We start from the raw sequence: 13,970 nt of genomic DNA on the forward strand, positions 1-13,970 counted from the left end.
TTTCGGAACGGGCTGCGCACCTCGTTTTTTCTATTGTCAGGAAGGGGAGTTTAAACCGTGAAAAGAGTCAATCTAAAATCGATCAGAATTTCGGACGAAATAGAAAAACAGTCGAAACAGGGGGTTATTGTCTATTTTTTTATTTGCAGGAGACCCAAAACTTGATACATAAATCAATATACACCACTCCCGATAGACACAAATAATACGGAAAGAATCAGAGCGAAAAAGAATACATTCCGCGCAGTATGCCCCAATGTACGGTTCAGGGCTTTTCCTTCCAGTGTAAACAGCTCGCGGGTCGTATAGAAGCAGAGGGCGAACAGTATCCCGAATAGAAACAAAGCCCACCAAGGAGCATCCAACAATAGCGGAAGGATAAGGATAAACGCCACACATTCATTCATTATATAGAACACCCGCCCAAAACGACGGCCGAACAGCACGATTGTAGTACGCTTTCGAGCCGCCTTGTCTTGCTCATAATCTCTGTAGTTATTGACGACCAAAATATTGACTGACAAAAGTCCCAGAGCGACAGAAAGCAAAAAAGACAGTAATGAGAAACTCAACGTCTGTATGTAATAGGTGAAACAAACCGGGATAATCCCGTAGAACAAGAGCACGCAAACATCTCCCAACCCGTTATAGGCCAGTGGAAACGGCCCGGCAGAATAGGCCAGCACACAGACAGCAATCGCCACCCCCACCAACAACAACCGCCAGTCGGCAAAGAAAATCAGCATCAGACCAAACAGGCAAGCCAATCCTAACATAACAAACGTACCCGCCAACATCGCTTTCGGACTGATCCATCCCTGGGCAACTGCCCGTTCGGGACCCAGACGGTCTTCCCTGTCGGCACCCTTTTTAAAATCAAAATAGTCATTCGCAAAGTTACTGGCGATCTGGGCAAAAAGCGCCACCAACAAACAAAGGATTGCCGGCAAAACATCAAACGCCCCGTCATAATAAGCCAACGCACTTCCCAGCAAAACCGGACTCACCGAAGCCGGCAACGTCTTGGGACGAGCCGCTTCCACCCAAGCTCCGACTATAGTTTTTTTATGTTCCATTTCTTTCTTCTGCATAATTCGTGTGCAAAAATAAAAACAAAAAGGGCATAGATTTGCTTTTTACACAAGAATTCATATATCTTTGCAGCATGAAGAATTTTCTATTCATATTAACCTTGCTGTTCGGCATGTTGCTTTTTGTTCCTGAAGAGGAACAGAAAAGTTGCACTGCGTCCGACTTGTCGGCACAGAAAGAGGCTATTATGATGGAAAAGGGCGCTGCCGATATGCAACATAATCTGGAAATATTGACCTGCGACCTGAAAGGCAGCAACTGTCTGACGCCGCGCAGAACAGTCCAGACTGTCAGCAACACGATAAACATACGATTACTGAAGATTGAAGAAAAAACAATCCAGTACTTCCGTCTGAAAGAAATCAATCTTTTGCGGAAAGTATCTGAAGAGGTAACAATATGTCAAACCATTAACTTTTCGACTCTCCTTTGCCGTATGGGCTATCATGTGTATGGCCTGCGGAAAATCATTATTTGATTCCAAGTGAATAATTCGTCTTTTGTATGGAATACTTGTTCCATACCGCTTATCTATTGCATTCTCCGGAATGCGAACAAATTATTATTCACTTAAAAATCAAATTATTATGTCTACAAAAAAGAATAAATCCAGCATCTATATTTATATTATCATTACTATTATCGGTTGTGTACTCGCTTGCAGTTCCATCATCCGAACGACTATTTAAAACTTGTAGTCGTAATGGGAGCTCTTGGCACAGGCCTGTATGGTATCATGAAGGGGCTCAGTACGCCTTCCACCACGGAAGAAACGGCTGTCGATGAGAAATAAAAACCGGATTATACAACCTCAAAAAGACATAGAAATGAAAATAAATAAAGACTTAGTGGATGCAATCATGATGTTGTCATTCATTATTTTGGTATTGGTCGGAACAACTGACTTCTCAAATATGTTAATTAAAGAGATAACAATGGGTGGTCTTGCCCTGCTGAGTATAGCGATGATTGTTTTGCGTATCATTGGTATGCGTCAGGAAGCCAGTAGTTCTCATGGAGAATACGAATATTAATTATATACGAATTCCTAACAACCCTAACTGAATGTCTATAATGCTTCCTGCTGCTTACTTCGGGGTGATCCCGAGGTTTTCCGAGGTACGTTTTTCTGCCTATAAAAACAACTTGCTGTTAACTTGGTCACGGCAAAGGTTCTTTGCCGGGCAGCAGGAAGCAAGACATTTTTATTGATTAACAAACAAATAAGGAAGAAGGGGCCATGATAACAAGTCTGACGTTATTGATTCTTTCGCTGGTTGCTCTTTATATCGGAGCCGGCTGGCTGGTTCAGGGGAGTTCCGCTTTAGCTCTCAAAGCCAAAATTTCACCATTGGTGATCGGCCTGACAATTATCGCATTCGGAACAAGCGCACCGGAACTGGTAGTAAGCCTGAATGCGGCACTTAAAGGCGAAGGAGAAATAGCGATTGGAAACATTCTCGGTTCCAACATCTTCAATATCGGAATCATATTAGGTATTTCGGCAACCATCTATCCGCTTCAAGCCAAAAAACAATTGCTCCGCATCGATATACCGGTTATGCTGATTGCAACGATACTGCTGACAATCTTTTTCTGGAATGGGGAATTGGGCAGGATGGAAGGCGGTTTCTTCCTGGCCGGCATTATTCTCTACACCATATTCAGCCTCTACTACTCCCGCAAACATGGTGAAGAGCCCAACTTGGAACTGGAAGAGCAACCCAGGCACTGGGCGTTCGACACACTCGAAATTGTAGGCGGCTTAGTTGTTCTGATCTTTGCCTCCCACCTGTTAGTCGAAAACGCCGTCTCCATCGCCAGAGAAGTCGGTCTGAGCGAGGCTGTTATCGGGCTTACAATTATTGCCGCCGGGACAAGCATGCCGGAACTGGCAACAACCATTGTAGCCGCCTCCAAAGGTAAAACAGACATTGCAATCGGCAATATTGTCGGTTCAAACCTGTTCAACATTCTGGCGATTGCCGGCTCTTGCTCACTGGTACAGCCTATCGTAGCAAAGAATGTGAACTACATCGACCTTCTTGTCATGTTGGCGATTTCCTTGCTCTTGTTGCCTCTGGTAAAAAGCGGGCAGAAAATTACAAGGACAGAAGGATTGGTTTTGGTTATCGTTTACGTCATCTATGTGTTCTGGCTGTTCCGGGATGTGATATAAACTGGAAGAGCAAATCAATCGAACGTCCATTTAACAGCCAATGTCGGAATTGCATAGAATCCTTTACGGGCACCGAAGTTCTGACTCAGCTCGACCTCGCTTCCGACGCTTAGTTTAAACTTATCGTCAACACGTTTCAGCTTGTTCAGGTTCACCCAAAACTGGGGTTCCGAGAGAAAGATGAAGTTCCGGTGACTGCCGTCTTCATAAAATGTCTGTTCGCGCCAAAAGTCTGCAAAGCCGATAAAGGTACACAAGCCGTTCTTGGCAAAATGGATATACCAAGTCCCTGTCAACTGGAAATTATTGGGTTGTCTGTGTTTCTGGATATATTTATACATGGAGGTAAGGGTGAAGCCTTTTGTGAACGATTTATTGTTCCATGTATAGGTAGGACCAGCCAGATAGGCATTATTGTAAGAAAAACTGTTGGAAGCTCCACCATTATACTCGACATGTATGGAGAATGGCGGTTGCCAGAAACGCAGTTCGCGGGAAATCTCCCAATATCCGGCGGCAACACCTTTGCTGGTATAATCCATATCGATAAAGAAATAGGTACTACCCCACTTATCCGCCTTGAACATCTCGACCGTAGAGGTCAGAACCGGGCGCCCGTGCAGGTCCTTATCATAAAGCGCACCGCCGAAATCATAATGTAACTGTACATTCTGCGCCTTCCCACAGAAAACAATCGCCAACAAAGCTGCCAGCATAAAGAGCTTTTTCATTTTATCCAGAATTGTTAGATTATATCCGTATCCTTCAATATTGTCTTTTACTTACCTCAGACTGCAAAGATTCAGGCTGTCGCCTACAATTCCATAGCATATGTATGAATATATAATCAGGATGGATAGTATATATGACCTTCGTGTTTTTTATTACCAATGAGCGGTACTCCAATGTCCCACAATTTTTTAAAAGATACTCCTCGAAGCCAAGATTGGGTTCTTCATATCCAATTATCTATTATATCATTCGCTTCTTCTTCAATTATACCTCTTCCCGCAATAGCATCAGCTTCAGTTATGGAAAGACGTTGCTTTACGTCCTCCAATGTATAGGAACAAGGTATTCTTTCGCTAATGGAAAGCCATTTGCGAATTTCCAAACGAACTCTATCCAAGACGTCACGATTATCAATCCTTAGTATTTCGCGAATAAGTTCTATTTTCCCGGCTTCTAATTCGAGTGCTGTCATATTGTATCCTCCTTTGTTTTTCGTTCACAAGACAAAGATACATTATTTTGAATAACAATCAATAAGAACAAGGGTACTTCAATTGTCAGACCTATCCTTTTAAATAATAAAGCCGTGTCCAAAGCCCATTCATAGGCTTATAAAACACAGCTTTATTCTATTTATGTAGATTCATTTACCAAATAACCACCCGGTCAGCCGGCAACATATACATCGGATCGCCTTCCTTGATATCGAACGCAGTGTAGAATGCATCGATGTTGCGGAGGGCGGCATTGACGCGCCATTTGCCTAATGAGTGCGGATCTATCTTGGTCAAGCGCAGGATTTCTTCGGGACGTATGTTTTGTGCCCAAAGGTTGGCGTATCCCAGATAGAAACGCTGTTCGTTGGTGAAACCGTCGATCGGCGCCGGCGTTTCTTTTCCTTTCAGAGAATTGAGGTAAGCCAGGTGGGAAACCATCAAGCCACCCTGGTCGGCAATGTTCTCACCCAATGTGTAACGGCCGTTGGCATGGACGCTGTCCACCACAATGATATCGCTATATTGCTGGGCCAGGCGGTCGGCACGTTGTGTAAAGAGAGCCGCATCCTCGGCTGTCCACCAATCGCTCAGGTTGCCGTCTTTATCGTAGTTACGTCCCTGGTCGTCAAACCCGTGCGTCATCTCGTGACCGATTACGACACCGATCGCACCGTAGTTCACGGCATCGTCAGCTTCCGGATTGAAGAAAGGAGGTTGCAGGATGGCTGCCGGGAAACAGATTTCGTTTGTCGTCGGGTTATAATAAGCATTTACGGTCTGCGGGCTCATCCCCCAACGGGCTCTATCGACAGGCTTGTCTACGTCCGCCAACATATAATTGTATTCGAAGATGTTAGAGCGACGTACATTCGCCCAGTAAGAATCGTTTTTGATTTCTAAATTGCTGTAGTCACGCCATTTGTCCGGATAACCGATCTTGACGATAAAGGCAGCCAATTTCTCCTGCGCCTTTGCCTTCGTCGCATCGCTCATCCATTCCAGTCCGGCAATCCGGTCACCTAAGGCTTTCTGCAGATCGCCCACCATTTTCAACATTTTTTCCTTTGAAGAAGCCGGGAAATATTTAGCGACATACATCTGGCCGACAGCTTCCGACAAAGCGCCGTTGACAGTAGACAGGGCACGTTTCCAGCGCGGCTGCTGTTCCTGGCGTCCGGACATCGTCTTTCCGTAGAAATCAAAATTAGTCGCCACAAAAGAATCGCTCAGATAAGGGGCGGCGGCACTAAGCAGGTTGAACGTCAGATAATACTTCTGCTCGTCCAGCGTCGTATTCTTCATCAGGGCTGCCAGGCCTTCGTAGAAAGGCAACTGTTTTGCATCCAGATATTTGATCTCCATCAGGCCCATACTTTCAAAATAGACATCCCAGTTCAGCGGATCATTCTTCGCTTTGAAGTCTTCTATGGATATTTTATTGTAGTTTTTCTGGGAATCACGCAGGTCTTCGCGGCTGAAGGAGATTTCGGCAATGCCTTTTTCGATCTTCATGATGGCATTGACTGCGGCATCGGCCTGTTCGGGAGAACTGCCGGTCAGAGTAAACAAACGGGTGATATATTCTTTGTAAGCCTCGCGCATCTTCTGGCTGCTTTCGTCTTCCAACAGGTAGTAATCGCGGTCGCCCATACCCAAGCCGGCCTGGTACAGCTGTACGATATTCATGGAACTGTTCTTTTCATCGGCATCCACAAACAGGGCAAAGAAAGGAGCCATTCCTTCTTTATGGAGAGTGGCAACCATTTTTGTCATCTCGTCTTTTGTGCCCAACCGGTTGATTTCGGCAAGTTGTTCCTTGATCGGCGCATACCCGTCTTCATTCAACTTCACACTGTCCATCCCCATCGCAAACAGCATACCGATCTTCTGCCCTACGCTACCTTCCGGCTGCGGCTCGGCACTCAATCCCTCGATAAGGGTACGGATCTGTTCCTGATTGTTATCACGCAACTGGTCGAAAGTACCAAAGCGTGCATATTCCGGTTTCAGCGGATTGTTCTTCATCCAGCCGCCACAGGCATACTGGTAAAAATCGGTACCCGGAGCTACGGCCGTATCCAGGTTTGCCAGATTGATTGCGTCATTTTTAGCAGCCTCCTTCACAGGAGTTTTGCTGCATCCTACCATTGCAACCATTCCGGCTGCAACAAGAGGTATCGCCATTAACTTTTTCATTTTGTTCAACGTTTATACATTTATCTATGCTGCAAAGGTACACAAATTGAGCTAAATAGAACTATTTTTTCCTATTATGAACCATAAATCCACTTGCAGATAAGTGTATTTTATGTACTTTTATCCCCGGAAAATATTTATAAACTTAATTTATATCATGAAGTATCTACAAAACACTGCCATCTGCTTGATGGTCCTGTTGCTAATCGCTTTTTCGAGTTGTAACCGGAAGCCGGCGGGAGAACAATCTTTCGCCATCGGTAACAAAACATTCCTATTAGACGGAAAACCTTTTGTGATCAAGGCTGCGGAAATCCATTACACCCGTATTCCGGCCGAATACTGGGAGCACCGTATCCAACTCTGCAAAGCACTCGGCATGAATACGATCTGTATCTATGCATTCTGGAATATACATGAACAAAAGCCCGGCGAGTTCGATTTCAGCGGACAAAACGACATTGCCGCCTTCTGCCGCCTGGCGCAAAAGCATAATATGTATATCATGTTGCGCCCCGGCCCTTACGTTTGCTCGGAATGGGAAATGGGAGGACTGCCTGGTGGCTGCTGAAGAAAGAAGATATCAAACTGCGTACCAACGACCCGTACTTCCTGGAACGTACGAAGCTCTTCATGAACGAAATCGGCAAACAGCTTGCCGACCTGCAAATCACAAAGGGCGGTAATATTATAATGGTACAGGTAGAGAACGAATATGGTTCGTATGCGACGGATAAGGAATATATCGCCAATATCCGCGACATTGTAAAAGGCGCCGGATTTACGGATGTCCCCCTCTTCCAGTGCGACTGGAGTTCCAACTTCCAGAACAATGCGCTCGACGACCTGGTCTGGACGATTAACTTCGGTACGGGAGCCAATATAGACGAACAGTTCAAGAAGCTGAAAGAGGTTCGCCCGAACACCCCGTTGATGTGCAGCGAGTTCTGGAGCGGCTGGTTCGACCATTGGGGACGCAAGCATGAGACGCGTGACGCCGAAACGATGGTTGCCGGAATCAAGGATATGCTCGACCGTAACATATCATTCTCCCTTTACATGACACACGGAGGTACGACTTTCGGCCACTGGGGTGGCGCCAACAGCCCGGCCTACTCGGCCATGTGCAGCTCTTACGATTACGACGCACCGATCAGTGAAGCCGGATGGACGACTCCGAAATATTTCAAACTGCGCGAACTGCTTGCCAATTATATGGATGAAGGAGAAACGCAATCCGAAGTGCCGGCTGCACAACCCCTCATCGAAATACCCGAATTTGAGATGAGCGAAACAGCCCCCTTATTCGATAACCTGCCCGAACCGAAAACATCCGAAGAGATCAAACCGATGGAACAGTTCGACCAGGGTTGGGGCACGATCCTGTACCGGACCACCCTGCCTGCCGTGACATCGGGCACGACTCTGCTGATCACAGAAGTGCACGACTGGGCACAGGTCTATGCCAACGGCAAACTGTTAGGACGCCTGGACCGCCGCCGCGGCGAAAACTCCCTCAAACTGCCCGCGTTAGCTGCCGGAACCCAGCTGGACATCCTGGTAGAAGCGATGGGACGCGTCAACTTCGACATCGCAATCCACGACCGTAAAGGTATCACCGAAAAAGTGGAACTGCTCAACGAAGGCTCGACACAGGAGTTGAAAAACTGGCAGGTATATAACCTACCGGTAGACTACTCGTTTGTACAAGACAAGAAATATGCTCCGGGAAAGAAAGTGGACGGACCGGCTTATTATCGTGCCACATTCAATCTGGATAAGGTAGGCGACGTCTTCCTCGATATGCAGACATGGGGAAAAGGCATGGTTTGGGTGAACGGAAAAGCCATGGGCCGTTTCTGGGAAATCGGACCGCAGCAGACGCTCTTCATGCCGGGCTGCTGGCTGAAGGAAGGCGAAAACGAGATCATCGTGCTCGACCTTTTAGGCCCGAAGAAAGCAACAATCACCGGTCTTAACAAACCGATCCTGGATATGCTCCGTGCAGAAACACCGATGACGCACCGCAAAGAGGGCGAGAACCTCGACCTCAAAAACGAGAAGCCGGTAGCCGCAGGCGCCCTGCAAGCCGGAAACGGATGGCAGGAAGTTAAATTCGACGCTCCGGTCAAAGCCCGTTTCTTCTGCCTCGAAGGTTTGAATGCACAGAATGGCAAAGACAATGCTGCCATCGCCGAGTTCTACCTGTTGGGCGAAAACGGCAAACCGCTTTCCCGCCAGCATTGGCAGATCGCCTATGCCGACAGCGAAGAGACACGAGGAGGCAATTTCACCGCCGATAAAATCTTCGACTTGCAGGAATCGACCTATTGGAGCACGGCTTACAGAGATAAATACCCGCACCAGTTCGTACTCGACCTCCGAGAAGATGTCGTTATCACCGGTTTCCGGTATTTGCCCCGTGCAGAAGAAGGATATCCGGGCATGATCAAGGAATACAAAGCGTATGCCAAGATGAGCCCGTTCAAATTCTGACCAATCATTAATGCCGTAAACAACATACATTATGAAATTGAAAACAGCTATCATCTGCGCAGCTTTCCTATCCGCCGGTTGGAGCCTTTCCCATGCAGCCCAACCGGAAAGCACGGATAGCGAAGTGGCCGTGATCGATCCGTCCCAACGCCACCAGCAGCTCGAAGGCTGGGGCAGCTCCCTTTGCTGGTGGGCTGCCCAAGTGGGCAACTGGGATGAGAAAAAGGTGGACGAAATCGTCGACCTGATCACCTCTCCCGACAAACTGAACATGAATATCTTCCGCTATAACATCGGAGGCGGCGACGATCCTGCACACGCAGATGGCCACATGGTCAAAGGGAAAGGGAAACGGGCTGAAATGGAGGGGTTCAAGGACTCTCCCACAGTTCCCTATAACTGGAATGCGGACAAAGGGCAGCGTACGATTCTCCTCAAGATCAAAGAGAAGCGTCCGGATGCCATCTTCGAAGCATTCTCAAACTCCGCCCCCTACTGGATGACCTACAGCGGTTGTGCGGCGGGGAATGTAGACCCGTTGAAGGATAACCTGAAGCCGGAGTACTACGAGATGTTCTGCGACTACCTGCTGGATGTCTGCAAACACTACAAGGCGGCCTACCAGATCGACTTCAAGACCTTGGAGCCTTTCAACGAGTCGTACTCCAACTACTGGTATGCGGAAGGTAGCCAGGAAGGCTGTCACTTCGAACCCGCCACCCAGATACAGATCATCCGGATGCTATACCCGAAGTTGAAAGCATCCGGCCTCACTACTGTCCTGTCGGCATCCGACGAGACCAATCTCGACCAGTTCCTGACCGTACAGAAAGCCTATCAGGCAGCCGGTGACATCTGGGATAAATTGGGACAGCTCAACACGCATACCTATTCCGGCACAAACGCGGAACGGGAAGCCGTACGCGAACTTGTCCGCCAGGCAGGCAAACCCTTCTGGCAATCGGAAACCGGCCCCAGCGGAGGCAGGGATTTTGAAAGTAACCTGCTGCTTGCTCAAAAGATGTTCGACGACCTGCGGATCATGCGCCCGCAAGCCTGGCTGGACTGGCAGTTGATGGAAGAGAACAACGGCGAATGGTGCGTCATGCGCGGTAACTTCAAGACACAGGAATATAAACCGGTCAAGAACCTGTATGTCCGTATGCAGATCTCCCGCTTCATCAAACAGGGTTATACCTTTATCGAATCGGGGAACGAGCATACATTAGCTGCCCTCTCCCCTTCGGGCAAAGAGGTGGTTGTAGCTGTTTTGAACACGACAGAGCGGGAACGTTCTTTCAATATCGACCTGAACAAGTTCTCCGGCAAGATCACGGCTGTAAACAACTGGCGGACAAGCGAGACGGAAGATTGCCAGCCGTTCCCGGCAGTCTCTTTCAAAGGGAAAAAGCAGACGTATGTAAGTCCGGCCAAGTCGTTGACGACATTCGTCCTGACAATTGACAATTCGATTGGATATTTTATGCGATAAATCATCAACTTATAAATTCATATATTTACATGAAAACACTATTAGTAAGCCTGATGGCAGCCGCCGCGCTGCCTCTGCTTGCGCAGAAAGACGCGAGCATCCGCATCTACCCGCAACAAGGGACACAGCAGATCAGCAAACACATCTACGGGCAGTTTGCCGAACACCTCGGAACCTGTATCTACGGCGGATTGTGGGTAGGCCCCGAATCCGACATACCCAACACGCAAGGCTATCGCAACGACGTGTTGCAAGCCCTGAAAGACCTCCACATCCCCAACCTACGCTGGCCGGGCGGCTGCTTTGCCGACGAATACCATTGGATGGACGGCATCGGACCGAAAGAGAACCGCCCGAAGATGGTCAACAACAACTGGGGCGGGACGATCGAAGACAACAGCTTCGGCACGCACGAGTTCCTGAACCTTTGCGAACTGTTAGGCTGCGAGCCTTATATCAGTGCGAACGTCGGTAGCGGAACGGTTGAAGAGATGGCCAAGTGGGTGGAATATATGACTTCGGAAGGCGACAGCCCGATGGCACGCCTGCGCCGCCAAAATGGCCGCGACAAAGCCTGGAAAGTGAAGTTCATCGGTGTCGGCAACGAGAGCTGGGGATGCGGCGGAAGCATGCGCCCCGAATACTACTCCGACCTCTACCGCCGCTACTCCACCTATTGCCGCAACTACGACGGCAACCGGCTTTTCAAGATCGCCAGCGGTGCCAGCGACTACGATTATAACTGGACCGAGACGTTGATGAAGAACGTGGGCGGACGCATGGACGGGATATCCCTCCACTATTACACGGTGACAGGATGGAACGGCAGCAAAGGCTCCGCAACCGAGTTCAACAAGGACGACTATTATTGGACAATGGGCAAATGCCTCGAAATCGAAGATGTCGTCAAGAAGCATATCCAGATCATGGACAAGTACGACCCGCAGAAAAAAATCGCCCTGATGGTAGACGAATGGGGCACCTGGTGGGACGAAGAGCCGGGAACGATCAACGGCCACCTGTACCAGCAGAACACCATGCGCGACGCTTTCGTGGCAGCCCTCACTCTGAACGTGTTCCATAAATATACAGACCGCGTCAAGATGACCAACATCGCCCAGATCGTCAACGTGCTTCAATCCATGATTCTGACGAACGGACCGAAGATGTTGCTCACGCCGACCTACTACGTCTTCCAGATGTATAATGTGCACCAGGACGCGACCTTCCTGCCGATGGACCTGATCTGCGACAAGGCGAAAGTGCGCGGAGACCGCGAAGTGCCGATGGTAAGCGCTTCAGCCTCCAAAGACAAGAACGGGGCGATCCATATCTCGTTGGCAAACGTGGATGTCGACAATGCGCAAAACATCACGCTCGACCTGCAGGGACAGAAGATCAGCCGTGTCAACGGACGCATCCTGACCTCCGCCTCCATCAACGACCACAACACCTTTGAAAAACCGGATGCTGTAAAACCGGCGACCTTCAACGGTGCCAAGATTGAAAAGGGGCAACTGAAGATCAACCTGCCTGCCAAATCAATTGTCGTGCTGGAAGTAAATTAATTCTCAATTGTCAATTGTCAATTGTCAATTAATTCCTACTTTTGTCCGGAGAAAACAAAAACACTATATATAAACTTAAAGATTATGAAACCTACATTATTCTTATTGGCTGCCGGAATGGGAAGCCGCTATGGAGGCTTGAAACAATTGGACGGACTGGGTCCTAACGGTGAAACAATCATGGATTACTCCATTTATGACGCCATTCACGCCGGTTTCGGTAAACTCGTATTCGTTATCCGCAAAGATTTCGAGCAAGACTTTCGCGACAAGATCATATCCAAGTATGAAGGCCATATCCCATGCGAGCTGGTATTCCAGGCATTGGACAACCTGCCCGAAGGCTTTACCTGTCCGGCAGAACGGACAAAACCCTGGGGTACGAACCATGCTGTCATGATGGGTGCCGACGTGATCAAGGAACCGTTTGCCGTTATCAACTGCGACGACTTCTACGGCCGCGACTCTTTCCAGACAATGGGTAAGTTCCTCGCCGCACTGCCCGAAGGCTCTAAGAATGTATATTCGATGGTAGGCTTCCGCGTAGGGAACACGTTGAGCGAAAGCGGTACGGTTTCACGCGGTATCTGCAGCACAGATGCAAACAACCTGCTGACTTCGGTTGTAGAACGCACGAAGATCCAGCGCATCGACGGCGAAGTGAAGTACATCGACGACAACGGCGAATGGACGGCAACTCCCGACACGACACCGGTCAGCATGAACTTCTGGGGCTTCACTCCCGATTACTTCGCCTACAGCAAGGAATTCTTCAAGACATTCCTGAGCGATCCGAAGAACATGGAGAACCTGAAGAGCGAGTTCTTCATCCCGTTGATGGTCGATAAGTTGATCAGCGACAAAACTGCCACAGTCGAAGTATTGGATACCGCCAGCAAATGGTTTGGCGTCACCTATCCGGAAGACCGCCAGGAAGTGGTTGACAAGATCCAGGCATTAGTCGATGCCGGAGAATATCCGGATAAGCTGTTCTAAGAATCAGATTCCGATATTTGCGCTACAAAGCGCTACATATAACACCCCTCAGGTTTTAACTTGTGGGGTGTTTTTTTATATAAAGTGCTTTTCGATGGATATAAATATGTCCTTTTGACACATCCTCCTACAAAGCCTGCTCTTTTGACTCAGATATTCTTAGTTTTGGACCTTCTGCAAATTGAAAAATATACATTAACCCCCTGTTTCGACTGTTTTTCTATTTCGTCCGAAATCTTGATCGGTTTTGGATTGACTCTTTTCACGGTTTTAACCCACTCGGATGACAACAGAGAAAATGAGGTGCCGAGCCCATCCCCAAAAGCGTACAATTTGATTATCGGAAACCGGAAACAGCAGCAAAGTGATAAACCTTAACTCCCGGAGAATCGAATATTTGCAGACAAAGGCGGACTGCGTTCCAAATATCCCAAGGAAATTTTGGAGGCTTGTTGCCGTGAGGTGCGCAGAAAATAGTCTTGAAGTAACGCTTCATCGCTCTGAAGGTTGACTTCGTACTATATGAAGTCTGACTTCGGGGCAATAAAGTTCCGGATCAGAGCGATAAAGTCCCTCTTCATGGCGATAAGATACCGGATCATAGGAAAAAGCTCCTTTTTGACGGCTGAAAAGTGGGTTGACATTTGTTTGAATTAGGGGACCTTTCGAGCTCAAAAAATGCGTTTTTTACAATAACCCCTCTGCCGCAGGCTCTCTTTTGC

General features: G+C 48.1%; 10 protein-coding genes and 1 pseudogene. 7 read left to right on the plus strand and 4 right to left on the minus strand.

Going from position 1 to position 13,970, the window contains the following annotated elements; all coding sequences use genetic code 11:
• Nucleotides 1-173 precede the first annotated feature (173 nt).
• On the minus strand, nucleotides 174-1,076 hold the full coding sequence (locus DW083_RS21125; RefSeq protein ID WP_122333768.1) for a 1,4-dihydroxy-2-naphthoate polyprenyltransferase: 903 nt from the start codon (nucleotides 1,074-1,076) through the stop codon (nucleotides 174-176).
• Nucleotides 1,077-1,165: 89 nt separating this feature from the next.
• On the opposite strand from DW083_RS21125, the gene DW083_RS21130 reads away from it, so the two are divergent.
• From DW083_RS21130 to DW083_RS21145, 3 genes are all read left to right on the plus strand, one after another.
• Nucleotides 1,166-1,570, plus strand: a complete 405-nt coding sequence (locus DW083_RS21130) for a hypothetical protein (RefSeq protein ID WP_115501329.1) — start codon at nucleotides 1,166-1,168, stop codon at nucleotides 1,568-1,570.
• Nucleotides 1,571-1,919: 349 nt separating this feature from the next.
• Nucleotides 1,920-2,126 (plus strand): hypothetical protein, encoded by a 207-nt coding sequence (locus DW083_RS21140; RefSeq protein ID WP_115501330.1) that lies wholly within the window; start codon nucleotides 1,920-1,922, stop codon nucleotides 2,124-2,126.
• 206 nt (nucleotides 2,127-2,332) lie between these two features.
• On the plus strand, nucleotides 2,333-3,271 hold the full coding sequence (locus DW083_RS21145) for a calcium/sodium antiporter (protein WP_122333760.1): 939 nt from the start codon (nucleotides 2,333-2,335) through the stop codon (nucleotides 3,269-3,271).
• Between the two features lie 14 nt (nucleotides 3,272-3,285).
• On the opposite strand, the gene DW083_RS21150 is transcribed toward DW083_RS21145, so the two are convergent.
• The 3 genes from DW083_RS21150 to DW083_RS21160 all read right to left on the minus strand — a co-directional run bounded on the left by DW083_RS21150 (nucleotide 3,286) and on the right by DW083_RS21160 (nucleotide 6,696).
• Complete coding sequence (locus DW083_RS21150; protein ID WP_122333761.1) at nucleotides 3,286-4,002, minus strand: DUF5020 family protein; 717 nt, start codon at nucleotides 4,000-4,002, stop codon at nucleotides 3,286-3,288.
• Nucleotides 4,003-4,226: 224 nt separating this feature from the next.
• Complete coding sequence (locus DW083_RS21155) at nucleotides 4,227-4,475, minus strand: hypothetical protein (RefSeq protein WP_122333762.1); 249 nt, start codon at nucleotides 4,473-4,475, stop codon at nucleotides 4,227-4,229.
• 175 nt (nucleotides 4,476-4,650) lie between these two features.
• Nucleotides 4,651-6,696: a M13 family metallopeptidase gene (locus DW083_RS21160; RefSeq protein ID WP_122333763.1), complete on the minus strand. Its 2,046-nt coding sequence runs from the start codon at nucleotides 6,694-6,696 to the stop codon at nucleotides 4,651-4,653.
• A gap of 190 nt (nucleotides 6,697-6,886) precedes the next feature.
• On the opposite strand from DW083_RS21160, the pseudogene DW083_RS21165 reads away from it, so the two are divergent.
• The 4 genes and pseudogenes from DW083_RS21165 to DW083_RS21180 all read left to right on the plus strand — a co-directional run bounded on the left by DW083_RS21165 (nucleotide 6,887) and on the right by DW083_RS21180 (nucleotide 13,248).
• Nucleotides 6,887-9,192, plus strand: a pseudogene (locus DW083_RS21165) (beta-galactosidase).
• 31 nt (nucleotides 9,193-9,223) lie between these two features.
• A complete protein-coding gene (locus DW083_RS21170; protein ID WP_122333764.1) occupies nucleotides 9,224-10,684 on the plus strand; it encodes a glycoside hydrolase in 1,461 nt (486 codons plus the stop codon).
• A 29-nt stretch (nucleotides 10,685-10,713) separates the two neighbouring features.
• Complete coding sequence (locus DW083_RS21175; protein ID WP_122333765.1) at nucleotides 10,714-12,252, plus strand: alpha-N-arabinofuranosidase; 1,539 nt, start codon at nucleotides 10,714-10,716, stop codon at nucleotides 12,250-12,252.
• 84 nt (nucleotides 12,253-12,336) lie between these two features.
• A complete protein-coding gene (locus tag DW083_RS21180; protein ID WP_122333766.1) occupies nucleotides 12,337-13,248 on the plus strand; it encodes a nucleotidyltransferase in 912 nt (303 codons plus the stop codon).
• Nucleotides 13,249-13,970: the final 722 nt, after the last annotated feature.

Origin of the sequence: Parabacteroides sp. AF48-14 (assembly GCF_003477465.1) — a bacterium.
Taxonomy (GTDB): Bacteria; Bacteroidota; Bacteroidia; order Bacteroidales; family Tannerellaceae; genus Parabacteroides; species Parabacteroides acidifaciens.

What these genes read in the sequence shown, in the direction of transcription:
- DW083_RS21125 (WP_122333768.1), bottom strand. Translation starts at nt 1,076, where the DNA reads ATGGAACATAAAAAAACTATAGTCGGAGCTTGGGTGGAAGCGGCTCGT.
- DW083_RS21130 (WP_115501329.1), top strand. Translation starts at nt 1,166, where the DNA reads ATGAAGAATTTTCTATTCATATTAACCTTGCTGTTCGGCATGTTGCTT.
- DW083_RS21140 (WP_115501330.1), top strand. Translation starts at nt 1,920, where the DNA reads ATGAAAATAAATAAAGACTTAGTGGATGCAATCATGATGTTGTCATTC.
- DW083_RS21145 (WP_122333760.1), top strand. Translation starts at nt 2,333, where the DNA reads ATGATAACAAGTCTGACGTTATTGATTCTTTCGCTGGTTGCTCTTTAT.
- DW083_RS21150 (WP_122333761.1), bottom strand. Translation starts at nt 4,002, where the DNA reads ATGAAAAAGCTCTTTATGCTGGCAGCTTTGTTGGCGATTGTTTTCTGT.
- DW083_RS21155 (WP_122333762.1), bottom strand. Translation starts at nt 4,475, where the DNA reads ATGACAGCACTCGAATTAGAAGCCGGGAAAATAGAACTTATTCGCGAA.
- DW083_RS21160 (WP_122333763.1), bottom strand. Translation starts at nt 6,696, where the DNA reads ATGAAAAAGTTAATGGCGATACCTCTTGTTGCAGCCGGAATGGTTGCA.
- DW083_RS21170 (WP_122333764.1), top strand. Translation starts at nt 9,224, where the DNA reads ATGAAATTGAAAACAGCTATCATCTGCGCAGCTTTCCTATCCGCCGGT.
- DW083_RS21175 (WP_122333765.1), top strand. Translation starts at nt 10,714, where the DNA reads ATGAAAACACTATTAGTAAGCCTGATGGCAGCCGCCGCGCTGCCTCTG.
- DW083_RS21180 (WP_122333766.1), top strand. Translation starts at nt 12,337, where the DNA reads ATGAAACCTACATTATTCTTATTGGCTGCCGGAATGGGAAGCCGCTAT.